The 23,958-nt window shown below is 40.2% G+C and carries 17 protein-coding genes, 1 tRNA gene and 1 pseudogene; 6 read left to right on the top strand and 13 right to left on the bottom strand.

Annotation, left to right across the window (positions count from 1 at the left end; genetic code table 11):
• Positions 1 to 18: 18 nt before the first annotated feature.
• Positions 19 to 3,207 carry a SusC/RagA family TonB-linked outer membrane protein gene (locus H9N25_RS04025; protein WP_190328024.1) on the bottom strand — a complete coding sequence of 1,063 codons (3,189 nt, stop codon included), beginning with the start codon at positions 3,205 to 3,207 and terminating at the stop codon, positions 19 to 21.
• Positions 3,208 to 3,784: 577 nt separating this feature from the next.
• Here H9N25_RS04025 and H9N25_RS04020 point away from each other — a divergent pair.
• Entirely contained in the window at positions 3,785 to 3,967 is a 183-nt protein-coding gene (locus H9N25_RS04020) for a hypothetical protein (protein ID WP_190328023.1), read from the top strand.
• A gap of 208 nt (positions 3,968 to 4,175) precedes the next feature.
• Here H9N25_RS04020 and H9N25_RS04015 read toward each other — a convergent pair whose 3' ends face one another.
• From H9N25_RS04015 to H9N25_RS03990, 7 genes and pseudogenes are all read right to left on the bottom strand, one after another.
• Positions 4,176 to 6,113, bottom strand: a complete 1,938-nt coding sequence (locus tag H9N25_RS04015) for a glycoside hydrolase family 97 protein (RefSeq protein ID WP_190328022.1) — start codon at positions 6,111 to 6,113, stop codon at positions 4,176 to 4,178.
• Between the two features lie 58 nt (positions 6,114 to 6,171).
• The gene (locus tag H9N25_RS04010; protein WP_167293509.1) at positions 6,172 to 7,191 is read right to left on the bottom strand and encodes a zinc-binding alcohol dehydrogenase family protein; all 1,020 of its coding nucleotides are present in this window, start codon (positions 7,189 to 7,191) and stop codon (positions 6,172 to 6,174) included.
• A 2-nt stretch (positions 7,192 to 7,193) separates the two neighbouring features.
• Positions 7,194 to 8,225, bottom strand: coding sequence for an aldo/keto reductase (locus H9N25_RS04005; protein WP_167293508.1), 1,032 nt, complete (start codon positions 8,223 to 8,225; stop codon positions 7,194 to 7,196).
• A complete protein-coding gene (locus tag H9N25_RS04000) occupies positions 8,218 to 8,553 on the bottom strand; it encodes an L-rhamnose mutarotase (protein WP_167293507.1) in 336 nt (111 codons plus the stop codon). The genes H9N25_RS04005 and H9N25_RS04000 overlap by 8 nt, the downstream gene beginning before the upstream one ends.
• A gap of 6 nt (positions 8,554 to 8,559) precedes the next feature.
• Positions 8,560 to 9,828, bottom strand: coding sequence for an L-fucose:H+ symporter permease (gene fucP, locus H9N25_RS03995; RefSeq protein ID WP_317169939.1), 1,269 nt, complete (start codon positions 9,826 to 9,828; stop codon positions 8,560 to 8,562).
• Positions 9,829 to 9,852: 24 nt separating this feature from the next.
• Positions 9,853 to 10,269: an alpha-L-fucosidase C-terminal domain-containing protein gene (locus tag H9N25_RS24900; RefSeq protein WP_255524644.1), complete on the bottom strand. Its 417-nt coding sequence runs from the start codon at positions 10,267 to 10,269 to the stop codon at positions 9,853 to 9,855.
• Positions 10,270 to 10,278: 9 nt separating this feature from the next.
• Positions 10,279 to 11,369, bottom strand: a pseudogene (locus H9N25_RS03990) (alpha-L-fucosidase); the annotation flags it as partial.
• Between the two features lie 217 nt (positions 11,370 to 11,586).
• Here H9N25_RS03990 and H9N25_RS03985 point away from each other — a divergent pair.
• The 3 genes from H9N25_RS03985 (at position 11,587) to H9N25_RS03975 (ending at position 17,623) form a co-directional block, all read left to right on the top strand.
• Positions 11,587 to 12,474, top strand: coding sequence for a helix-turn-helix domain-containing protein (locus H9N25_RS03985; RefSeq protein WP_190328021.1), 888 nt, complete (start codon positions 11,587 to 11,589; stop codon positions 12,472 to 12,474).
• 347 nt (positions 12,475 to 12,821) lie between these two features.
• Positions 12,822 to 16,001, top strand: coding sequence for a SusC/RagA family TonB-linked outer membrane protein (locus H9N25_RS03980; RefSeq protein ID WP_190328020.1), 3,180 nt, complete (start codon positions 12,822 to 12,824; stop codon positions 15,999 to 16,001).
• A 26-nt stretch (positions 16,002 to 16,027) separates the two neighbouring features.
• A complete protein-coding gene (locus tag H9N25_RS03975) occupies positions 16,028 to 17,623 on the top strand; it encodes a RagB/SusD family nutrient uptake outer membrane protein (RefSeq protein WP_190328019.1) in 1,596 nt (531 codons plus the stop codon).
• 112 nt (positions 17,624 to 17,735) lie between these two features.
• On the opposite strand, the gene H9N25_RS03970 is transcribed toward H9N25_RS03975, so the two are convergent.
• Positions 17,736 to 19,709 carry a sensor histidine kinase gene (locus H9N25_RS03970; RefSeq protein WP_167293501.1) on the bottom strand — a complete coding sequence of 658 codons (1,974 nt, stop codon included), beginning with the start codon at positions 19,707 to 19,709 and terminating at the stop codon, positions 17,736 to 17,738.
• Positions 19,710 to 19,980: 271 nt separating this feature from the next.
• On the opposite strand from H9N25_RS03970, the gene H9N25_RS03965 reads away from it, so the two are divergent.
• Together H9N25_RS03965 and H9N25_RS03960 are read left to right on the top strand one after the other, a co-directional pair.
• A complete protein-coding gene (locus H9N25_RS03965; RefSeq protein WP_167293500.1) occupies positions 19,981 to 20,457 on the top strand; it encodes a MarR family winged helix-turn-helix transcriptional regulator in 477 nt (158 codons plus the stop codon).
• Position 20,458: 1 nt separating this feature from the next.
• Positions 20,459 to 20,965 (top strand): transposase, encoded by a 507-nt coding sequence (locus H9N25_RS03960; protein WP_167293499.1) that lies wholly within the window; start codon positions 20,459 to 20,461, stop codon positions 20,963 to 20,965.
• Positions 20,966 to 21,250: 285 nt separating this feature from the next.
• Here H9N25_RS03960 and H9N25_RS03955 read toward each other — a convergent pair.
• The 4 genes from H9N25_RS03955 to rseP form a co-directional block, all read right to left on the bottom strand.
• Positions 21,251 to 21,330, bottom strand: a tRNA-Leu gene (locus H9N25_RS03955).
• Positions 21,331 to 21,409: 79 nt separating this feature from the next.
• A complete protein-coding gene (locus tag H9N25_RS03950) occupies positions 21,410 to 21,721 on the bottom strand; it encodes a DUF3817 domain-containing protein (protein ID WP_167293498.1) in 312 nt (103 codons plus the stop codon).
• A gap of 204 nt (positions 21,722 to 21,925) precedes the next feature.
• A complete protein-coding gene (gene hscB, locus H9N25_RS03945) occupies positions 21,926 to 22,465 on the bottom strand; it encodes a Fe-S protein assembly co-chaperone HscB (protein ID WP_167293497.1) in 540 nt (179 codons plus the stop codon).
• An 82-nt stretch (positions 22,466 to 22,547) separates the two neighbouring features.
• Positions 22,548 to 23,945, bottom strand: a complete 1,398-nt coding sequence (rseP, locus tag H9N25_RS03940; RefSeq protein ID WP_167293496.1) for an RIP metalloprotease RseP — start codon at positions 23,943 to 23,945, stop codon at positions 22,548 to 22,550.
• Between the last annotated feature and the right edge of the window lie 13 nt (positions 23,946 to 23,958).

The following is a 23,958-nucleotide window of genomic DNA, read 5'->3' as shown; positions in this document are numbered from 1 at the left end:
AAATCGGTAATCGTTTTATTAATTTAAGGTTATATTAGCTCCCAGAGTGAACACTCTTGGCTGAGCATAATAACCATTATCCCATCCTGCCGCAAGGGGATTCCACGAACCTATTTCAGGATCCATACCCGAATATTTCGTAATGATAAATGCATTGGTCACTGTACCGTATACCCGCACCGAACGGATGTGTATTTTTGACAAGAGTTTTTCAGACAAGCGGTAACCCAATGTAATGTTTTTACATTTTATGAATGAACCATCCTCAATGAACAAACTGTTTGGACGGTTATTACCATTGGTGTTATCGTTTCTCAAACTTACAATAGTGGTGTTCGGGTTGGTAACATACACGTTATTAACATCTGTTGCAGAGCCGTTTGGATCTACTAAAGCCAGTCTCGAATAATCTAATATTGCCGAAAAATAGCTTGAATTGTTTTGCGGATCGGTTTGAGATACCTTTAACTGATTGAATATTTTGTTGCCATAGCTTCCGCTGAAGAAAACATTCAGATCAAAATTTTTGTAGGTAAATGTATTATTGAAACCAAACTGGAATTTTGGCAATGGAGAGCCCAGAAAAGTTTTGTCTTTAGCGTCTATAATACCGTCGCCGTTCAAATCTTTAAACATACGGTCGCCATACCAGATTCCTCCGCCCGCTGCAGATACCGGATAAGGATTACCGGTTGAGTTAACTGGCCTGGCATGAGTTTGAAGATCGTGTGGCGTTGCAAAAACCCCATCAAACAGATAACCATAAAACTGGCCTATAGGCTGACCTACCACTGTTGTTTGAATGATATCGTTATTAAATGATGTACTTAAGTTGGCCTGATCACCACCAGAGCCTAAGTAGATTATTTTATTGACATTTCTGGAGATGGTAAAATTAGTTTTCCAATTGAATTTTTCAGTACTGATGTTGGTAGAACTGATCTGGAAATCGACTCCTTTATTGCTCACCTTACCAACATTCACATAAGGAGCCGCCATACTTCCAGGCGAATAACCTGCCGAAGTTCCACTATATAAAGGAAGTGGCACCTTTAATAAAAGTCCGTCAGTTTGGCGGTTATAAACATCCAGTACAAAACTTAACCTGCCATTAAAAAATGAAGCGTCGATTCCTGCACTGTAATAATCTGTTTTTTCCCAGGTTACATTCGGGTTGGCCAAATTGCTCTGGAATTGTGCCGTACCCGACAGGCCATTGGGCACTGAGGTAAGCTGAGTGATAAAAGTATTTCCCTGTATACCCTGGTTGTTGGTCAGTCCATATCCTAACCTCAGTTTCAGGTCGTTAATACTTTCAACATCTTTCAAAAATTTCTCATTTTTAATTTTCCAGGCAAATCCACCCGAATAGGTAGTTACCCAACGGTTGTAAGCAGGGAAATTAGAAGAACCATCTCTCCGTATATTACCGGTTAACAGGTATTTATCATCCCATGAAAGATTGATACGGCCGAAGTATGATTCCTGCGCACTACCACCTTTCGGGTTTGATAATGAATTATCGCCTCCGTTAGTAGCTGTGGTTGGATCGCCGGCATTAATGGCCTGTACATTGTTTGAAGGGAAATTGATACGGCCGGCACTAACATTATGAAATGTGCTTTCCTGCGACTCATGCCCAGCCAAGGCATCCAATCTGATTTTTCCGAAAGTATGGTTGTAATTCAGAAAATTACGTATTACGGTATAGAAATTTTGGCCGGCTGATGTAGAACCACTATTCTGACTTGGCGTACCTTTACCAAAAGTATAACTCGGAGAGAAATAATCTTCGGTGGTAAAATCAAAATTACCCGATAGCTCATTTCTCAATGATAATCCTTTAGCTATTTGTATTTCGGCATACACATTTCCAAAAATCTGATTTCGCTTTCTCAGGTTTTTAATAATGGTAGCCAGTGCAACCGGATTCGCTGAAGGCTGTACCCAGCCACTGTTGTTTGTAACCGCACCCCAGGTACCATCAGAGTTGGTTACCGGTATATCAGGTGTATTGTTTAGCGCGGTAAGAATTACACTGCTACCCGTTGCCGCTACGTTTTCATCTACGTGGGCCAATTGAAGACTGGTTCCTATTTTTAGCCAGTTTGTAGTTTTATTATCCAAATTCAACCTTACCGAATACCTTTTAAAATCAGATCCAAGGGCTATACCTTCCTGGTCGAAATAAGAGGTTGACAGTAAATATTGCGTTCTTGTATCACCTCCTTTTAGAGTAATAGTATGATTCTGCATCGGTGCTCTACGGAACAATTCCTTTTGCCAGTCGGTACCTTTACCTAAATATTGTGGATTGGCAAATTCTGGTCTTGCGTCGAAACCCCAAACTGCAGCCCTGGCGTTAATAAATGTTGCAAGCTGTTGCAAGTCTATTGTAGGTAATCGCCCAGGTATTTCCTGGTAACCTCCATAAACATCATAACTTATGCTTGGTGCCCCTACCTTACCTCTTTTCGTGGTAATTACCACCACGCCATTGGTTGCCTGCGAACCGTAAATAGCAGTAGCCGAAGCATCTTTTAATACATCTATTGATTCTATTTCGGCAGGGTTGATGGCATTTAAAGGATTCGACCCATTACCAGGATCGTTTACGGGCGGGATAATAACACCGTCTATAACGAACAATGGTGAATTAGAACCGCTTATTGACGACACGCCCCTGATCTGGATAGATACACCACCACCAGGCTGACCCGATACCTGTTGAACCACAACCCCGGCAACTTTACCTTGCAGGGCCTGATCAAAAGTAGTTGGCTGTGTTTGACGTAACTCATCTCCAGATATTGAACCTATTGAACCCGTCGCATCTTTTCTTGCTATCTTAGCATAACCGATAACAACAACGTCATCCAAATTGGTACGTTCACCCTTTAGGGTCACATTCATGATATTGACATCACCTACCGTTAGCTCCTGCTGTTTAAAGCCGACTACTCTAAAAATGAGAACATCTCCTTTTTTTGCAAGTATGGAAAATAGTCCTTGCTCATTTGTAACTGTTGATTTATTCTTTCCTTTTAGTAGTACAGTTGCTCCCGATAAAGGAGAGGAATCTTCGTTAGCCACTACCTTTCCGGTAATTAATCGATCCTGGGCATAACCTTTTAAATGCAGGAGCATTAAGAAAATTACCAAGAGCATAAAAGCTGGCAATTTTCTGATAAAAATTGTTTGGTTCATATTTGGTTTATTTTGGTTTGTTTGACCGGTAAAATGATATTTACTTATTAGCTACCATACACTTATTTTATTACATTAATAAGTCCGTGGTATACCATTAATTACTGGCTTTATGAATATCAAATATAGTTTCAGATGAAACCTGGGGATGCTTCAAATGATAAAGAGAAGAGAAATTTTGTTAACTATATTGCTTCAGACGGCAAATTATTAAACTTAAAATCACGAAAAAAAATACACAAGACTCTAATAACCAAAACATTACAAAACAAAAAAAAATCACTTTGTGGGGTATAGACAAACACATAAATATTGGTTGATATTTAGAAATAATAAGATAAAATCTTTGTTTTAAAAAATTATTGATGATCTGAATCATAAAATTGCTTGTGAAGCGGCATCATCTTTAAACTTATGGAAAAAACATATACCTATTGCCGATTGTTCTTGTTGCGATAACCGCATTTACGGTTAAACACAACGCCGTAAGTGAGGCGGATAAAAAATAAGAGACTGGAAAAACACTAGACTTTACTGCTGGAGAAAAAGAGACAATAGCGCTTAAAAAAGATATTAGATGCCAACATATGTGGTAAACAATGCAAATGGAAAAATGGTTACCCAAAGGCTTGTTTTGGGGTATACTCAAAGAAAGCAGCATATTTCGGAAACTGAATTTCCATCTAAAGATAAAGGAGGAACAGCTACCCAATTGAAAATACGGTTTACAAATACCTGGATAAAGCAAGGAAATGATTGAAAATTGACAGCAAGGCAGCAACAACAGTTTCCTCAAAAAATTAGTGGCACAAGTACTATCATGTGATCAATTGAATGCTACCAGGATCAATGCCTCATGTATTTAGGTTAAATCATCTGGATTAATCCGCCACTCAAATGTGAGCAAAATCAAAAGGTAAGAGCAGGCTACTAAATAGATAGATGAAATTTAGCCCTGCTCTTTAAATTTATTGTATTTCCTTAAGCACACAGGTAAAGCCGCCTCTCGGAAGCCACTTCAGCTTAATATGGTCTTCTTTAGCTAGGCTAAGGTAAGTGGTGTTAAATGCCGAATCGTAGTCGCCATCTGCAATCAGCACTGCTTTGTATCGCTTTCCCGTCTTCAAAAATTCGAGCGGAATCTGAAATTCTTCTTGTTTATTCAGGCCATTTATGCCAGCCAGATACCAGTCATTTCCCTTACGCCTGGCCATAATCATGTTTTTCCCGGGATATCCTGATATAAACCGGCTATCATCCCAGGCCACCGGTACTTCTCGTAAAAATGCCTTAGGCGCATCAGGAAGGTTATCAAATCCCTCTGGCCTGTCGGCCATGTGCTGGATACCAGATTCAAATATCACAGACAGGGCGAGCTCATGTGCAAAAGTTGTGATATGAGGATGTTGCGAATTGGTAAAGGTTACCGGGGTATAATCCATCGGGCCAATGATGTTACGCGTAAAAGGCAGGGTTGCATTGTGCTCAGCGGCTTTTCCTGTTAGCTCGGCCCCGTTATTATACCACTCTGCACCGAGTACGGCCTCCATACTCATTAAATTCGGGTAGGTTCTGCTCCAGCCTCTGGGAATAGTTGCGCCATGAAAGTTTACCATCAATTTAAATTTTGCTGCATCTTCCAGGATATCGATATAATATTTCATCATATCTTGTTTGTCACTCTCAAAAAAATCTACTTTAATCCCATATACGCCAAGTTCATTTAACCAGCGAAACTCCTTCATCCTGTTCTCATGGGTCAACATTCTATCACGTGGCGTAGCTGATATTCCGTTATGCGGACCACCAGAGTTATACCACATCATGGGTTTTATGCCTTTGCTGTTGGCGTAACGCACGGCATCCTCCAATTTTCCACCATTGCCCATAGCATCCCATTCCCAGTCGAAGAGCGTGTAAGGCCAGTTCATCCGGGCGGCCAGATCGATATAATCGCACACCTTTTTAAAATCTTTCGTACCATGGTTATATGCCCAGTAAATCCACGAACTTGCCCCTGGTTGTACCCATGATACATCCTTTATCTTAGTAGGAGTACTAACATCGTCAACCAGCGTAGATTCGACCAGCTGCCCCAGTTCTCCGATTATAACCGTTCTCCATGGGGATGTGAATGGAAGACTTACTGTTGGATTTACCTTACCCACCTTATTTCCATCAGAAGCTGCAGGAAATAACAATTTATAATTGTCCTGATCGTTCTTATTACCAAGTTTGGTAGCGCAATATGAACCATTCACATCGGCTTCGGTTATTAGCATCCAGCAATCAGCCTTTCCAAGTGATTTTTTAAATAATGCAGGATACCCCCACTCTCCTTTTGCTACAGAACCGCTTTGAACCGGATAATAGCTCTCGTAACTCGTTTTAAAAGGCTGCAACCATCTTTCAGCACTTACCGGCATTTTATAGCTGGTTAGCTCATCGGTCAATTCTATAATTTCACCATTTTTTCCGGTCAGGCCATAACGGAAAGCTATCCCATCATTATATGCCCTCAAGGTAATACTGAGTCCTTTTCCCTGTTTGCCTTTAAAATAGAAACTGCGTTCTGTTGCGTCGTTAGCACAATATTTACGTTTACCGTGTACCGCAGTATATGTTTCTTTAATTAATTTCGCTTTATCTGCCCGGTCGAATTTAATGCTGGAAGCAAAATCAACCGCCCCGGCCTTAAGCCCTAATTCAATAGATGGAATCACATTCTGATAAGCATCTCCCTGGAGGTAGTCTACCTTAAGATACCACTTCTTTGAAGCATCATCAGTTTTTGAAGCCAAAGACAATTCGATCTTTTTGTTTGGCGATTGTATTTTATATTCCTGAGCATACAGAAAATTACTAACCAAAATCAGTGTGACAATTGTAATTACAATGCCTTTCATTTTATTCATTTTTATGAGATGCTTAAAGCCCACGTTCAGGACTAGATTTATTTGTGTTTTATTCGTCGAAAAGGATTAATGCTTTTATCAGGGACTCATTTGCAGTGAGCAACTGATTAAACTGTTCTTTTACCTGCATAAATGAGACAGTATGGGTAACAAAATCCAAAGGTTTAATCAGCCCCTTTCTGATGCAATCAATCACATAAGCAAAATCATGCGGCAGGGCATTTCTACTGCTCATCAGTACCGCTTCACGCTTGTGAAACTCCGGATGTACCACCTCAATAGTCCCTTTCTGAAGACCTATCATGATAAATTTACCTGTATGTGCCAAAAACCTAAAGGCGTTGTTAATGGCTGTTAAGTTTCCTGTGCAATCAATCACCACTTTTGCAAACTCACCATTGGTAATAAGCGATAGTTGCTCCAATGGGTCTTCTTTTAATGGGTTTATGGTATGTGCAATACCAAAACGTTCACGGCAAAAAGACAATCTGTTATCATTAACATCTATAACAATAACCTTAGCACCGCTTATTTTAGCAAAAGCGATAGTGCCAAGGCCAATTGGCCCCGCTCCAAGTATAACCACGGTATCTCCTTTATTCAGCTGTGCCAGGCTAACGCCATGCGCGCCAATGGCCAATGGTTCTACCAATGCCAGTTCATCTACAGTTAATCCTTCCCCACTAACAATTGCTGATGCCGGAACAGTGATGTACTCCTGCATGGCCCCATCAATATGAACACCGAAAACCTTTATGTTTACGCAACAATTGGTTCTGCCACTGCGGCATGCAATGCAGGTTCCGCAAGAAAAATATGGACTAACAGTAACCAGATCTCCAGGTTTAAAGTCTGAGCTTGTACCGGCATTTACTACTTCAGCCGCAATTTCGTGACCAAGGATTCTTGGGTATTCAAAAAATGGCTGTGTTCCTTCAAATGCATGATAATCGGTACCACAAATCCCCAGTCTTTTCATCCTGAGTAACACCATGCCTTCTTCAACAAAAGGTATTTCCTTATTGATATAGCCAAATTCTCCTGGCGTATTACATACTAATGCTTTCATAGTTATTTTAATAATTCAATCAATCCTTGCGCTTGCATTTCCTGCCAAAACCCAGCAGGAATTTCTTTTTGGGCCAGTGCAGCATTAATAGCCACTTTCTCTGGCCGTGTAGTATTTAATGCGATACTTTTTACACCGGAAAAATTTGCAGAAAAACTGAAACAGGCCTCTGCCGGGAGTACATTAAACTGATCACAGATCTGGAAAAATTTATCCCTCCAATCCAAAAGCGCTTTCCCGGTTAAACTGCCTGCTTCAACCGGCTGGTAATTGTAAAAATCTCCGCCTGTTAAAAACCCGCCGTTAAATATGGCCGAGTTAATTACTTTAATATTTTTTTGGTTAAGTTTCTTTATAAATGCAATCAGTTCTGCAGGATGCGATTTGATAGTCAAACTATTCGCAATCATCACCCAATCAAGCTCAACATCTTCCGTTATTGCCTGGATAATTTTCCAATCTTTTGCGCCTACCCCAATGGATGAGACTAAACCAGCAGATTTTAATTCGTTCAATGCCATGTAGGCATCAAGAATTTGCTGATAACGTTCTTTATAATCTTCCTGGCTATCGCTTGCAGAAAGGTATTCGTCTGGATCATGCACCGAAACCATTTGCGCCTGATAATTGCCCAGCAGTTTGTTACCTTGTTCAAAACACTTTAATATCCCATCGTAGCTAATCATCTGCACAGCATCATGTTCAATATCCTTCCAAATACCTGCTTCAAATGTAGGTTCGGGGGTTAAAAGCGGTGTTCTGTACCAGCCCAGTTTATTACTGATCACGACTTGCTGAGGATCTACCTTTAAATCTGCTAAACATTTCGCCAGCGACTCTAGCGCGAGGCCTGCCCCGTATTTTCCGGCAGAATCAAAAAATACAACGGGTTTTGATGAGGCCACACATGCCTTTACAACCTCTAGTTTAACACTATAGTCTACCGCCTGATAAAGATTCCCCAAACTACTGGTTCCGAAGATAACCGGAGGCAGGCTTTGGGTTGGCTGTTGGTTTTTATTATCGTTAACCATTTAACTGGAATATATTTTTCATTAACACCCACTTTTCTCCTGGTTTTGCAAAGGGCAGTGCCTGCTGGTATTTCCACATCAGCGTTTCCCACTCCTCTACCCGCGGATTGGAAGCATCCATAAGCGCCTTTTTTTCGAAACTGAAATCGTCGCATGTTTCCATCACCATAAACAAGCGGTTGGAAATGCGGTAGATTTCCATGTCTAGTATGCCCGAATCGGTTATGCTACGCTTAATTTCAGGCCATCCATTAACATGGTAAGCTTCATATTCTGCGATAAGTTTCTCATCATCAACTAGATCAAGGGCCAAACAGTATCTTTTCATTTGTAATTATAAAATTTCGTTAGGTTGATTAATTATATCGTTTCTTGTAATTTTTTGCCCTTTTAAACCAAATAGCATAATCACAGCAAAACAAGCAAGCGGTATATAATATCCATTTTGGATATTGCCTGTTCCATCGCTTAAATATCCAAAAAAGCGCGGGAGTATTGCACCGCCCACAATTGACATGATAATTAAACTACTGCCCAGTTCCGTATCCTCTTTAAGATCTTTTATACCCAAAGAGAAGATAGTGGGAAACATAACTGACATAAAAAAGCAGATGCCAATAACAGCATACACCGTTGTGATGCCAGAAGCCATTATGGCAACAAAGCAGAGTAGTATGCTGATAAAAGCATAGGTAACCAGTAAATGGTGGGCCTTAAAAAAGCGCATTAGAAAAGTGGTAAAAAAACGCCCTATCAGAAACGCAAAACCGCATACACCTAAATAATATGTTGCCTCTTTTTCGGTAATACCTGCCGATTTGGTTGCATAAAGAATAAACAGACTAAATACAGATACTTGCGCCCCGACGTAAAAAAACTGTGCGGCTATTGCCCACGACAATTGTTTATGCTTGAAAACACCCCAAAAACTTCGTTTAGTGCGCCCTTCATTATTTGTTCGGATATCTGGCAATTTGATAAAATAGAATATAACAGCCAGTATGACTAATATGCTTCCGAGTACAAAATAGGGTCCCTGTACGGAAGCTGCTTCTGATGCCAGTACCGATTTTCTTGCGGCCAGATCCATCTTTGCAAGTGCACCATCAGACACGCCCTCTACCAATATCAATTTACCTCCAATGATGGGTGCCAGTGAAGCTGCAAGACCATTAAAAGACTGAGCAAGGTTTAATCTGAAAGTAGAGGTTTCTGGTTTTCCAACTAGTGTAATATAGGGGTTCGCCGCCGTTTCCAGAATGGTTAGTCCACATGCAATAATAAAAAGTGCAGCCAGAAAAAAATTGTAAGACTGTACCTGAGCGGCAGGTAAAAATAGATAACACCCGACCGAAAATATCAAAAGGCCGATAATGATTCCGCTTTTATAGCCATATTTTTTCATGATGATACCTGCAGGCAGGGCCATAATGAAATAAGCAATAAAAACAGCCGAATCTACAAGTGTTGCCTGCACAGTAGTAAGGGTAAATGACCGTTTTAAATGCGGAATCAATATTGGATCAAGGTTATGGGCAAATCCCCATAAAAAGAACAGTGAGGTAATCAATATTACCGCCAGTGTGGAGCGCTTAGTTTCCATCAAAGAGGATTAAATATTATGCTATTATTTTTTAAATTCTATTTTAAATCCTGTTACCAACCAGGTAGGGTAATTTTTTGGCTTTTTGATCACCAGTGAACCATCAGTTTGCGTCCAGTTTAGCTTTTCTTTAGTGCCCAAGAGGGTAACGGAGCTAATCGGTTTATCGAGATATTTAGAATTTTTTCCCAATAATTCCATTTTTATATCCGCTTGTGGAACATTTAAACAAAATGCAAACAGGTCTTTCCCTTTGGTGGTGTATCGGATATCTGAAGATTGGTATTCCCGTGTATCGGTTAAGCCACCAAAATGGCCTTTCGTCTGGTTCGACTTAATGGTAGAAGGACCTTCTCCATATACTTTCCAAGGCCTGGTTGCATAAATTCCTTCTCCATAAATCTTGGTCCATTCGCCTATTTCTGTTACAATTTTAACCACATCAGGCTCCAGATCACCTTCAGGAGCTTGTACAACATTAATTAATAAATTGCCGTTTTTGCTCACAATATCTACTAAAAGCTGTGCAATTTCATTTGCACTTTTGTATCTCTGTCCGGTTCTGTAATACCAATCGCCTATTGAGGTATCGGTTTGCCACGGGAAAGGGCTGATCGAATCAAGCACCCCTCGCTCAACATCCTGTGCCCATTTACCTTCTGATGGCTCTTTAGGGGTATAAACGGCTTCGAGCTTACCTTTATTTTTAGCCATATCCTGATTATAGTAATGTGCGACCATAGTGCGGCCAATTTCTTCAAAAGGAAGTTTACTATCAGAATAAAGTAAATCAGGATGATAATTATCAATGAGTTCCGTTACATTTTCCAGCCATTTTTTTTGCCAGCCCGGATTGTTGGTAATCCATTCTTTAATGTTGCTCGAATCAGCAGGCAAATGATATAGGTCTGAATATTGAGGATCATGCCCATCGTAAGGGATACCTGCAAATTCGCCGGTTTTATCTGCCCCATGGCTGGGTTGAAACCAGTTGAAACTGGCTGCAAGGTGTTCCGAAACGCCAAAACGAAGGCCTTCTTTTTTAGCTGCCTTTTGCCACAATCCTACCACATCTTTATGGGGGCCCATGTTTACTGAATTCCACCTGTGGATTTTAGAATTCCACAAAAAGAACATATCGTGATGTGAACCCATACTCACAAAATACTTTGCACCAGCTTTTTTATAAAGGGCCATCAATTGCTCAGGGTTCCATTTTTCTGCCTTCCATAACGGGATGATATCTTTATAACCAAACTTAGAAGGCGTTCCGTAATGTGCTACATGATATTTGTTTTGGTCACTGCCCTGGATATACATATTCCGGGCGTACCAATCGCCTTGTCTTGGAACCGCCTGTGGCCCCAATGCGACCAGATACCAAATTTGGCATCACGGAACCAATCGGGATATTTATACTGTTTTAAGGATTCATCGGTGGGGCTGAATTTACCCTGCTCATGATTAGCTGTGTTTTGCTGCGCTTGTGCATTTAACAACGTGGAAATTGCAATAATGCTTACGAATATTCTTTTTTTCATTTGTGTGATAATTTAAACGCTACTATTCCAGTTTCTATATGTAATGAGTTAAGAACCGGGGCGGAATATTCAGTAGCAACGACCAAAAGTGTAGTCAGTTGCAAGAACCTGCCTTCCCATACGGTTTTATAATTGGTTATGATCAAAATTAAACATGTTATCCGATCTAATTTTGAATAAATTAGACTTTTTATTGTAAAAATCCGACATTTAGAAAATGATTAAAAGAGTACTGCAAAATACCTTTTCACTACTCAATGTAGATTATGTGAAATTAACGGCAAAATGGAATTACCTAAATGTGATCAGTCCTTATTTCCGGATTTACTATATAGACGATGGAAGTGGTGAGGTATCAGATCAATCGGGGTCTTTAAAGCTTGAGCCTGGATATTTATATATTATTCCCAGCTTTACGCTTTGTAATCTACATTGTAATGGATATTTAAGCCAGTATTTTGTGCAGTTTTTTGAAGAATCTGTAGACGGGACTTCTCTATTTGCGAGAAACCGCAATGTTTCAAAAATTAAGGCTACACAGATGGACATTGACCTTTTTAAGCGACTGCTTGAGATAAACCCCGGCCGTGGCATTAATCGGTCTGATGACCCAAAAATTTATGAGAAAAATATTTTCTACAAAGAATATCAGGAGTTGAACAATATGCAGGGTTTATCCAGTTACCTTGAAACCCAGGGCATACTGCTCCAGTTGATGGGACGTTTGCTCCAACCCCAGTTACACCGTAAACATGAGGATCGGCATGCCCCAGCCAAAATAATTGAAACGGTTGGTTATATCCTTGTAAATTTGCAGCAGGAATTATCTGTAAGCAGTCTTGCCTCCCGTGTTAATCAGCACCCCGATTATTTCTCTCGTTTATTTAAAACTTTTACCGGCCAACGCCCGGTTACCTACATTCTTGAAAAACGGATTGAGCGGGCACAGTATTTATTGGCCACCAGTCGGCTTGCCTATTCAGATATTGCAACACAAACCGGATTCGATAATCTCTCCTACTTTTCAAAATCCTTTAAAAAACTTACAGGCATGTCTCCCAGTGCCTATAAAAAACAGGTTTACATGGTAGGTTTCACATTATAAACACATCATCCCGAGTAACGTAAGGCTTATCCTCCCAAATCTACCTGCTTAATTAAACAATAGCGAGAGGTTTTCGGGCCGATCAGTGGAATCTACTTAAAACTTTCTTTGCAACTGTTAACATTTGTACCGCTATCTGTTAACATATGTCCCCCCCTAGGAGATCACTAATGGATATTTTTGACTATGAGAAACACTAATCATACAAATCCATAATCATTCTTACACCTATAACCAAAGTCATCCCCTTATGAGCAGCCTCGCTGCAACCGATTGGTTATTCCAAAAAGTTGCTAATACCCCAATTTTATAATAAAAATTAAACTAACCATTAATAAATCACAATTATGAGCACGAAAATTACCAATTTAACGCGGCTTTCAATAGCAGCCAAAATAAGGCTCCTACTATTCTTGTTTGTTTCTTCCGGTGTCTTCCCAGTGATGGCGCAAACGGTTAACATCAAAGGAACTGTAACAGCTGCAGATGGCAACTATCCACTCCCTGGAGTAACAGTAATGGAGAAAGGAAAGCAAAACGGTGTAGTTACTGGCGCCGATGGTTCTTATAGCCTTAATGCTGCTACAAATGCCACGCTAATATTTTCTTCTATAGGATTTGCAAAGACGGAGATACAAGTAAACGGCAAAACGGTTTTGAATGTAAAACTCCAGAGTGACATTAGCGCCCTCAACGAGGTTGTGGTTATAGGTTATGGAACGGCCCGAAAAAAGGATCTGATAGGCTCGGTAAACGTTATAGCAGCCAAGGATGCAGGTGCTAACACCAATACCAGTGCAGCGCAGCTCCTTATTGGTAAGGCGCCTGGCGTACAGGTAACAAATTCAAACGGAACTCCTGGTTCAAATGCCCAGATTATTGTGCGCGGTACAGGCTCATTTACCAATGTGGAGCCATTGTATGTAGTTGATGGCATACAGAGCGATGCTAATCTTTTTAATACCATCAATCCGCAGGATATTGATAACATTACTATTTTAAAGGATGCAGCCTCTACAGCCATTTATGGTGTTGCTGCTGCCAATGGTGTGGTTATCGTCACCACTAAAAAAGGTAAAAGCGGTTCGCCACAGGTATTGTTTGACTCGCAGGTTGGTGTCTCTACGGTGCGGAAACAACTTGATCTGCTCAATGCAAGCGATTATGTTAATCTGCTGAAAGACATTGCGGCCAGCACTAATATCGCAGTTCCTGCTAAACTCAATACCCCTTATGTATCTGTTGATCGTACCGATTGGCAAAAAGAGATATTTAGAACAGCCCTATCTACCCAAAATAATGCAACTGTAAGCGGTGGCAGTGAAAAGGTAACCTATAACCTGTCTTTAGGTTATTTAACCCAGCAAGCAATTGTTAAAGATTATAACCTAAAAAGATTAAACAGCCGTTTTTCACTTGATGAAAAGCTAGGGCGTTTTCATTTCGGCCAAAGCCTTAATATCCGTTATACCAATACAACAGGGCAAACGGCAAGTATAGGCAACGCGATTACTTATGCACCATACCAGCCAGTATATGATCCAGCTATTTTGGGCGGCTACTCCATTCTAACCAATGTTGATGATAACAGTAATGCCATAAATCCACTACAGGCATTGGGTGTTAAAACTCTTTCAAGTAAAGATTTAGTGTTATATCCGCAAATTTTTGGCGAAGTAAACATTATTAAGGGCCTTACATTAAGATCGCAACTTGCTGGTGTATATGGTAATTCTACGGATGATTCGTATCAGATACCCTATGTTACCTCAAATAACTTGGCTTTTACCCGTCAGGCAGGCCGCGCATTTAACAGTTATTCTAATTATACTTTCGAAAACTACCTTTCTTTTAACCGTGCGTTTGGTAAACATAATATATCGGCAACTGCCGGTACCAGTTACATTGATGCCGGATCGAGCAAATACCTGAGTGTACTGGGTACAGGAATGTTAAACGATAATGTGAAAGATATTGGTGTAGCGCCAACAATAACCAGTCAGGCGAACACATCTGGTTACTATACCCAGTTTGGCCGGGCAATTTCTTATTATGGCCGCTTGGTATATACGTTTAATGACCGTTATACTTTATCAGGAAGTATCCGTCGAGATGGTTCCTCAAACTTTGGTCCTCAAAGCCGTTATGGTAATTTTCCAGGAGTTGGTTTTGCATGGCGGATCAGTGAAGAAAGTTTTGTAAAATCAGCGCTTCCGTTTATCAGCGACGCAAAATTTCGCATAGGCTGGGGTCGTACAGGCAATAACAAGTTTGGTTTAACCACAACACAAGTATTTACTTTTGGAGGTTCACCAACTGGTAATCTGATTTATTCGCTTGGTGAGAATAAAGGATTTGTAAACGGAACAACGGTAATTTCTATTGCAAACCCACAGTTGAGGTGGGAACAAACAGATCAAACTGATATTGGGCTTGACCTTGGTTTCTTGAACAATCAGCTTACTGTAGCCCTCGATTATTATAACCGAAAAAGCAGTGGCTTGCTGGTGGCTATTCCAATACCAACCAGCGTAGGCGTTGGCGGTTTGAGCGGATATAACAGTACCTTAATTACTAATGCTGCAGATGCTCAAAATAAAGGTTTCGAATTTCAGGTTGGCTATCAACGTAAAGGTACTGACTTTAGCTATAATATAAGTGTTAATGGTGCTTATAACCAAAATAAAACATTATCACTGGGTGCCCAATCGCAAACGCCGATAATAGGAGGATATTTTAACAGTTTAAATGGAATCACTTTAACACAGCCAGGAATGCCCATTGGTGCATTTTACGGTTATAATGTAGATCATGTAGCTTCTACCCAGGCACAGATAGACGCGTTAAATGCGGCTGCACGTCAAAAAACAGGCAATCCTAACGCAGTTTATCAGGCTGGATTGTTACCGGGCGACTTTATATTCAAGGATTTGAACAACGATGGTATTGTTGATGATAAAGATCAAAAGATGCTTGGCAGCGCCATTCCTAAGTTTATATATGGTTTTAACGCTGGGGCCTCTTACAAAAACTTTGATCTTAATATCGTTATCTCTGGTGTTCAGGGTGTTCAACTGGTTAACTCGCTTAAATTCAGTACCGAAAATGCTTCAACCGGGCATAATGCATCTACAGCAATCTTAAACAGGTGGAGAAATCCTGGAGATATTGCTGCTTTGCCAAGAGCTGGGCAGAATGTAACGGCAACAGGCAATTTGAGGCCGTCAGACTTTTTTGTTGAGAATGGAGCCTATTTACGTGCACGTAACGTGACCTTAGGTTACACCTTCACCAAAAAGGCTTTGAAAGCCTTCTCAGGTAATGTATTAAGCAATCTTCGGGTGTATGTAGCTGCACAAAATTTATTCACCATTACTGGTTACAAGGGGTACGATCCAGAAATTAGTACACAAACCAATGGTGGAGCAAATGGAGGAGCTGCCGATTATATATTTAATCGCGGAATTGATGATGGGCAGATACCACAGCCACGTACATTTTTGGCAGGTGTACAAGTTGGATTTTAAGGATAAATAATATTAAAGAGATCGTTATGAAAAAATATATAAAATATCTGATTGTTGTAGTTTTAATAATTGCAACCGGAGGATGTAAGAAAAGTTTGGACTTACAAAATAAAAGCGCATACACTTACGATACCTATTTTACAAGTGATGCAGCTATAAATCAGGCTGTGATAGCCAGCTACGCTACTTTATTGCATTCAGGCTTGTGGGCCCGCGAATGGTATTATATTTTTGACTTGCTGGGTTATGATGCAAAAAATGCCCAACCACTCCAGGGTGACCTATTGGCCCTGGCACAGTATAATTTTGCTCCGAACCAACCACAGCTAGAGTCTATGTGGTCTTCGCTGTACCGGTTAATTATGCGGTCGAACGTTGTAATTAACCGCGCCCAGGCATGGGCGCCCGCCAATGCAACCGAACAGGCTAATCAAAAGCAATATATTGCCGAGGCTAAATTTTTGAGAGCTTATGCCTACTTCAATCTGGTTAATCTGTACGGACGTGTACCTTTACGCAAAGCATATATCCCGCTGCCAACACCAGAAGAAATTAACCTGCCCCGTGCCGCTGTAGCAGATGTATGGGCTTTTATTGAACAGGATTTAAAAGACGCACAGACTGACCTTCCTATTTCATATGCGGCAGCCAATTTTGGGCGTACTACCCGGGGTGCTGCGGTTGCATTGCTTGGTAAATCATACCTTTACGAAAAAAAATGGGGAGATGCTGTTACTGAATTGAGCAAACTGACCCAGGCTCCGTATAACTATGCACTGGCTCCTGTATACAATAACCTGTTTGATGATCCCAATCAGAATAATTCCGCCAGCAATCCGGAGACCATTTTCCAGGTAATGAACCAGGCCTGGACCGATTGGGGTATCGGTAACCAGTATGCCCCATTTGGCGGTCAAGAAACATGGGGTGGGAAAGCAAGCCACTCTGCCCGTGCTCAGGAATATGGTTTTAACGATTGGAATAATGTGTTTATTACCACTACGGCTGTTAAAGCTTTTACCTACACTAACCCACAAACTAATGGTGTTTATGTTGATCCACGCGCGGCTTATACTTTTTATGGAGACGCAGCAAGCGGGGGACAAACTCAATATTGCCAGCAATGCTCAACTGGGCCAGTAGCATTTCCTTATGCAACAGCAGGTTACAAATACTTAAAGTATGAGTACTATAATAAGGTAGCAAGTTATGGTGGTCCACAAAGTGGCATTAACGGGCAGGTAATCCGTTATGCTGATGTGTTACTTATGCTTGCCGAGGCTTATATACAACAGGGTAATACCGGCTCGCAGCCATTGGCACTGATTAACCAAGTGCGTAGCAGGCCAAGTGTTAATGCGCCGCTATATATCAGTTTGGGAAGCCAGTCTCAGGCAATGGCCATACTTATGCGCGAAAGACAATTAGAACTAACCGGAGAACAATCCCGTTATTTTGATCTGATCCGCTGGGGCATCGCAAGGCAGACGATTAATTCGCAAAGACAGGTTGAAGATGGCACGCAACCTTTTTTAGAAAAAAATGTGTTATTGCCTATTCCCTTATCTGAAAAGAACGCAAATCCAAATGTTGGCAAGGATATCAATAATGATTGGAATTAGACAGTACATATTGATTTGCATAACTAACATTGTAAAATAACACTTGCTTCTGTTATTCCGGTTTAATTTCTAAATAGGGTGTCGCAAAAGGACACCCTATTTATTTTAAGCGCTAATGTTTTTGTGCCAATGGTAAAGAAAATTTAAAGGTAGCACCGTTACCGGGCTCACTTTCAACCCAAATCCGGCCACCATGGCGCTCAATGATATCTTTCGATATAAAAAGACCCAAGCCTAATCCTGCCGAACCATCCTTACTTTCCTTCGCCTGGTAAAACTGGCTGAATATATGGCGCTGGTTTTCTTCGCTAATACCGGGGCCAAAATCCTTAATTGAAGTAAGTATCTCTTTATCCTGATGTTGAACCTTTAATTCGATTGTCTTTGCAGCAGGTGCGTATTTAACAGCATTGTTCAGTAAATTCGTCATTACCTGTTCAAGGCGCATCCGATCAGCGTTAACGAAACTTTGTTCCGGCATTTCAATAGTTAAAATATGGTCTGGATGAGCTTGCAAAAAAGATTCTTTCATTTCCCTGATCAGTATGGCCAGGTTAAGGTATTCTATATTGAGTTGTAGTTTCCCCGACTGGATTTTTGAGATATCAAAAAGATCACTAACCAGAACGGTCATTTTCTCTAATTGTCTGATCGCCTTTTCGAGGAGGTTTTTTGCAGCACTTTCACCTGCGCTACGATGGGCCAATTGCAAAAAACCGAAAAGAGAAGTCATCGGTGTTTTTAGTTCATGAGAAGCCATTGCAATGAATTCGTCTTTTTTAGCACTTAGTTCCTGCACCTCTTTAAAAAGCCTGGAATTTTCTATAGCAATAGCGGCTTGGGAGGCTACTGTAAGGACAAGTTCCTCATGCTCTTCTTTAAAAATTGCCTTATCCTGATGGCCGAAAAACAGCCCGCCTATCACCTCACCTGATTTAGTTTTAACTGGAACTGCCAGATAGCTGATCACAGGTAAATGTCCCGAAGGTTTTCCATAATATGGCGCATTTTTACCATAGCGAGAATCCTGGGTGATATCATCCGAGCGTACCACCCCTTCTCCGCTGAAAGTTGGGTGAAATACATCGGTATTACGTGGCATTGGGAAGTTGGCAAAAGCCTCCCTTGGAGCGCCTGATATGGTATACAACCAATAAGACTCCCCTTCCTGGTTGACTTGATTATAAAAGAACGCCCCAAATTCTGCATCGGTAAGCTTTGTAGTCGCATCAGTTACCTGCTGTAATATCTGCTGAAGGTCCAAAGATTCGTTAATGCTCCTGCCCACAGCATTCAACAGTTCCAGGCGTTCCATGTGCTTGGCGATTAACATTTCGGACTCCTTTTGAGCGGTAATATTACGGGCAACCTTGGATGCCCCAATAACAACTCCATCACGGTTTTTAATAGGCGATACGGTTAGTGAAATATTTACCAGGCGTCCATCTTTTGTTTTTCTAATGGTCTGTATGTGGTCTACCTTTTCTCCTCGCCGCAAGCTTGCAATTATGGTTTCTTCTTCACCCAAACGATCAGCAGGGAGCAATATGGTAATCGGGCGGCCGACAGCCTCTTCTTCCGTATAGCCAAAAATATGCTCTGCTCCTTTATTCCATGTCGTAATAATTCCATCAAGAGTCTTACTGATAATGGCGTCTTCAGAACTTTCTATAATAGCAGCAAGCCTAGATTGTTTTTCCTCGGCCAATTGCTCAAAGGAAACATCATGGACAATTTGCGACGTGCCAATAATTTGTCCGTCTTCGTTTTTGATTGGCGAAATGGATAAGGCAACAGGGATCTGCTTGCCTGAGCGGGTGAGACGAATGGTTTTGTACTGGCTGATACGCTTATTGTTTAAAACCTCCTTCATGATCTTTTCCTTCTCCGAATACTTGTCTTCTGGAATCAGTAGAAAAACAGATTGGCCCAATACCTCTGGTACAGTATAGCCGAACATGCGTTCTGCGGCAGGACTCCAATTGGTTATTCTGAATTCAAGGTCATGACAATATATCGCATCTTGAATGCCTTCGAAAATGGATTGCAGGGTGAAGAAGTCAGGAAGATGAGTTGATTTTATCATAATTGTTGAGAATTATATCCATAGAAAAGACCCATCCAATTTACTTTTTTAATTTAAACAACCATCCATCCTAAATGTTTTTTCCATGTCTCGGTACTCCATATCATTATATTTCCGCTCCAGCCCCTGCACACATCCAAAAAACAGCTACTAGATGATTGTCCAACGCTTACTGTCTTCAAGCCATACACTTGATCTGAAGTTTTTTCCCAAAGTACGCTATTGCTTTTTCTGTTTATTAATTTATCTTTGTAACTAAGATATTTAGATAATGAGATTAAAAATTGATAACGATACGTTGCAGCTCTTCAGAAGGGCAAGCAGGGAATACTCAGATAGATCTATATTTATGCATGAAGCTATTGCCAGAAAAGCAGGGCTCTCAGGTGCAGACCATAAATACTTAGGTATTATCCTTCAGTATAAGGAGCTTACAGCTGGGGAACTTTCAAAACTAACGGGGTTAACCACAGGGGCAGTTACAGGCCTGATAGACCGATTGGAAAAAAAGAAATTGTTAAAAAGACAGTCTACCAAGCTGGACAGGCGAAAGGTCCTGATCATTCCTCATGTAGAAAATAGTCTGAAATTGTTACAGCCTTTTTTCACAGAACTACAACAGAAGACAGAAAAGCTGATCTCTACTTTCACCAGTGAAGAAATACAAACTATCCAGCGCTACTTTACGGAGGCTTCGTCTATAATGAAGGAAACGGCTGATAAATTAAATAATGAAAAAAATGACTAAAATGGAAAATATAACAACAGGTTACCTGCATCGTGCTGAGATATGGGTTTGTGTTACTACATTGATCTACTTTTTAATGAATGGGGCACAGATTTTTGAAACATTGGTTTTTGTTCCCAAATGGGTTTCCTCCCCTCCAGATAATTTTAAGTTGCTGTCTGATGGCCAAGGAACAAGTCTAAAAGTGTTCTGGATAGTTTTTCATTCATTGCATGAGCTTACATTTATTCTTGCGATTATCTTTTGCTGGAAAATTGATCCGGTAAGAAATTGGCTCCTTGTTTTGTTCGCCATCCATTTTATGGTCCGCGTTTGGACACTTTCATACTTCGCTCCTAATATCATCGACTTTCAAAAAATAGCGAATGCGCCTGGCTTAGCAAAAGACCTAACTAAAAGGGTTTCGCTATGGCAAACCCTCAACTACCTTAGGGTAGCAATATTTATGATGGTCTCGCTAGGTCTTATCCCATTGTTCATAAAACTGTTCAATATGCAAAAGGGATAAGTCTTTTTCGCGGATCGCAATACAAGATCATACAAAGAAAAATCGTTATTTTTATATAAAGATATTAAGATAGTTTTTTCAGTTTTTTTGTGATTAGGCATATCAGAGCAAATCAAAAACAACATATCCCTAAGGAAAAATCGAACCACTGAAATTTGCACCTAAAGCCATCTCCGGCTCATCTTCAATCAAAATCCCCTTAAAACACCGATTTTTTTATCTGATAAACAGCGATTTAGAACATAAAAAAAAAAGGAAACAACCGATTAGAGTTGTTTCCTTAAGTACCCGGAGCCGGAGTCGAACCGGCACGGTTTCCCACAGGTGTTTGAGACCAGCGCGTCTACCAATTCCGCCATCCGGGCATTCTTGTTGGACGGGGTTGCAAATGTAGATAATGAAACTTGAAATGCAAAAAATATTTTAAAATAACCTGCAACTGGCTTATAGTTTGTTGCTTGCATTTTCAGGCCGTTCATCTTTCAGCTTCCTATCTACAATAAAAGGGGCAAAAGGTAGTAGAGAAGCCACAAAAATAAGGACTGTTTTGCCAAATTTCCATTTTTGTTCCTGCCAGGCCAGCACTAAAGTAGCGGCATAGAGTACAAATAACAAACCATGTGCCCAGCCGGTATACTTTACATATAGCGGCATGTTGGCAAAATATTTTAACGGCATAGCTACAAATAATAAAAGCAGATAGGATATACCTTCTGCCACAGCCACTTTGCGAAAAATTGAAAGAGAACTATTCATTGATGCGATTGTTTTTTCCGAAAGTAGAATAAAGCTTCTGCCTATCAAAAACTAAAAAATGATTTTACAATTGGGTGTTCATATTTTTTGTCACAGAAAAATGCAATGCAAGATCTGAAATAAATTCAGGATGATGATCGGAATGGAATGTTATACGTTAGTGCAAAGAACTTATTTCACCATTCATTTTTCATTTCCTATTTCTTATTGCTTGGGTAAACGCTCTCTTATTCTGCTAATGTATTTTTGCCTATAAAAAATATCTTTAATCAAAGGTAATGTTTGATCAGATTCTGATGGATTTTCATCAAATTTTTTAACCAGTTCGCTTAACTCATCATTCAATTGTTTTTCAATCGAATCTACATCACTATTTACTTGAAGTAATTTTTCAATATCTGGCTCAAATTCCAAATCCATTAAGGCCTCATTTACATCCATCATTTCCATCAAAAAAGATTGTGGCAGTTGGTAGGCTTCATCAGTTTCTACAATCCCTTTTAATTCGAGCACGTATTTTAAGCGTTTTTTAGCATTGCTTAATGTTTGATAGGCCTTGTTGTTCAATGTCGACAGATCGAGCACTTCTTGTTGCTTCTCTTCGCTTTCATTGGCATAAAAATCGGGATGAAACTGCTTACTAAATGCATAAAATTTTGTTTTAACCACATTTTGATCTGGATTAAACTGGATCGGTAACCCGTAAAAATCGAAATAATTGGTCGCTGGTTTCGCTTCGCTCATGATGTATAAAAATTAAAAAGCCGCGGATGTTCAGATTGACTCGTCAAATCTGCGCATCTGCGGCAATTATATAAATTTGGTTTTACTTACCGAAAGATTTTAGAATATCATTACCAAAAGCAAACACCATTAAACAGATCAAGATTACAAAGCCAACAATTTGTGCCTTCTCAAGCACTTTTTCACTTACAGGCTTACGTTGTACCATCTCAATTAAAAGAAACACCACATGGCCTCCATCTAAGCCTGGAATAGGCAATAAATTCATAAATGCCAATGCCATCGAAATTAACCCCGTTAAAGTCCAGAATTTAACCCAATCGAAAGTGCTTCCATATACCTTGGCAATTCCAATCGGACTGCTGATATTACGCGCACTTAACTTCCCGGTTATCATCTTCCCAATACCTTTTGCATTATCTACAAAAGTGCTCCACGCCATGGTTGCTCCAACTGGAAGTGATTGTATAAAGCCAAAATCTACGTGCGCGCTTGGAAGTTCTTTAGAATTAGCAGCTACACCGATTGTGCCATTATCTGCAACTTTTGGCGTAAAAGTGATCGGCTTACCATTCCTAAGTGCAGAAATAGTAATTGTTTTATTTTTATTACCTGAAACCTCACTAACAAATTCGTCGTAAAAAGTAATTGCTTTATTATTTACGGTTAAAACACTGTCGCCAGGCTTAATTCCAGCCACATAAGCAGGATAAACAGGCTTTTCCCATTTTTTCCCAAATAAACCTGCAATACGATCAAAAAATGATGGCTTATCCCCGTTTTTATCCGGAGCAATTACCATTTTAATGCTGGCCATCTTAACACGGGGCGCAATAAAATTCTCTTTATCGTTTTTCGATATTTTATTCAAAATGGTATCTGGAACCGAAATATATAAGGTTTTATTATTCCTTAAAATGGTTAATTGAGCGCCATCAAATAATACCTTGCTAGAGATAACATCTTCGAATTTGATCAGCTTACTACCATTCACTGCTAAAATCCGATCACCGTTCTTCAGCCCGATTTCTTTACCGATATTTCCCACAGCAATACCATCGGTTAATTTGTCGTTAACGGTGTAATTTTGTCCGTATGTGAATGTAAGCATCCAAAAAATGATAATACCTACAATTACATTTACGATAATGCCGCCTAGCATTACGATTAAACGCTGCCAGGCCGGTTTAGAACGGAATTCCCAAGGTTGTGCAGGCTGAGCCATTTGCTCAGTATCCATACTCTCATCAATCATTCCGGCAATTTTTACATAACCGCCAAGTGGCAACCAGCCCACTCCATATTCAACATCGCCTTTTTTGAAGCTAAAAAGTTTGAACCCCCATGCATCAAAAAATAAATAAAACTTTTCTACTTTAATACCAAATGCTCTGGCTGCCAAGAAATGCCCTAATTCGTGTAATATTACCAATAAAGACAATCCGAGCAGCAGCTGCCCCGCCATAATCAATCCATTCATATTCGCTTATAAA

Origin of the sequence: Pedobacter riviphilus (genome assembly GCF_014692875.1) — a bacterium.
Classification (GTDB): Bacteria; Bacteroidota; Bacteroidia; order Sphingobacteriales; family Sphingobacteriaceae; genus Pedobacter; species Pedobacter riviphilus.
The sequence above is the reverse complement of the archived record's forward strand: the minus strand, read 5'-3'. Positions and strand labels throughout refer to the sequence as shown.

What these genes read in the sequence shown, in the direction of transcription:
- H9N25_RS03950 (WP_167293498.1), bottom strand. Translation starts at nt 21,721, where the DNA reads ATGAATAGTTCTCTTTCAATTTTTCGCAAAGTGGCTGTGGCAGAAGGT.
- fucP (WP_317169939.1), bottom strand. Translation starts at nt 9,828, where the DNA reads ATGGAAACTAAGCGCTCCACACTGGCGGTAATATTGATTACCTCACTG.
- H9N25_RS03975 (WP_190328019.1), top strand. Translation starts at nt 16,028, where the DNA reads ATGAAAAAATATATAAAATATCTGATTGTTGTAGTTTTAATAATTGCA.
- H9N25_RS04000 (WP_167293507.1), bottom strand. Translation starts at nt 8,553, where the DNA reads ATGAAAAGATACTGTTTGGCCCTTGATCTAGTTGATGATGAGAAACTT.
- H9N25_RS04010 (WP_167293509.1), bottom strand. Translation starts at nt 7,191, where the DNA reads ATGAAAGCATTAGTATGTAATACGCCAGGAGAATTTGGCTATATCAAT.
- H9N25_RS04005 (WP_167293508.1), bottom strand. Translation starts at nt 8,225, where the DNA reads ATGGTTAACGATAATAAAAACCAACAGCCAACCCAAAGCCTGCCTCCG.
- H9N25_RS03965 (WP_167293500.1), top strand. Translation starts at nt 19,981, where the DNA reads ATGAGATTAAAAATTGATAACGATACGTTGCAGCTCTTCAGAAGGGCA.
- H9N25_RS04020 (WP_190328023.1), top strand. Translation starts at nt 3,785, where the DNA reads ATGCCAACATATGTGGTAAACAATGCAAATGGAAAAATGGTTACCCAA.
- hscB (WP_167293497.1), bottom strand. Translation starts at nt 22,465, where the DNA reads ATGAGCGAAGCGAAACCAGCGACCAATTATTTCGATTTTTACGGGTTA.
- H9N25_RS03985 (WP_190328021.1), top strand. Translation starts at nt 11,587, where the DNA reads ATGATTAAAAGAGTACTGCAAAATACCTTTTCACTACTCAATGTAGAT.
- H9N25_RS04015 (WP_190328022.1), bottom strand. Translation starts at nt 6,113, where the DNA reads ATGAAAGGCATTGTAATTACAATTGTCACACTGATTTTGGTTAGTAAT.
- rseP (WP_167293496.1), bottom strand. Translation starts at nt 23,945, where the DNA reads ATGAATGGATTGATTATGGCGGGGCAGCTGCTGCTCGGATTGTCTTTA.
- H9N25_RS04025 (WP_190328024.1), bottom strand. Translation starts at nt 3,207, where the DNA reads ATGAACCAAACAATTTTTATCAGAAAATTGCCAGCTTTTATGCTCTTG.
- H9N25_RS03980 (WP_190328020.1), top strand. Translation starts at nt 12,822, where the DNA reads ATGAGCACGAAAATTACCAATTTAACGCGGCTTTCAATAGCAGCCAAA.
- H9N25_RS03960 (WP_167293499.1), top strand. Translation starts at nt 20,459, where the DNA reads ATGGAAAATATAACAACAGGTTACCTGCATCGTGCTGAGATATGGGTT.
- H9N25_RS03970 (WP_167293501.1), bottom strand. Translation starts at nt 19,709, where the DNA reads ATGATAAAATCAACTCATCTTCCTGACTTCTTCACCCTGCAATCCATT.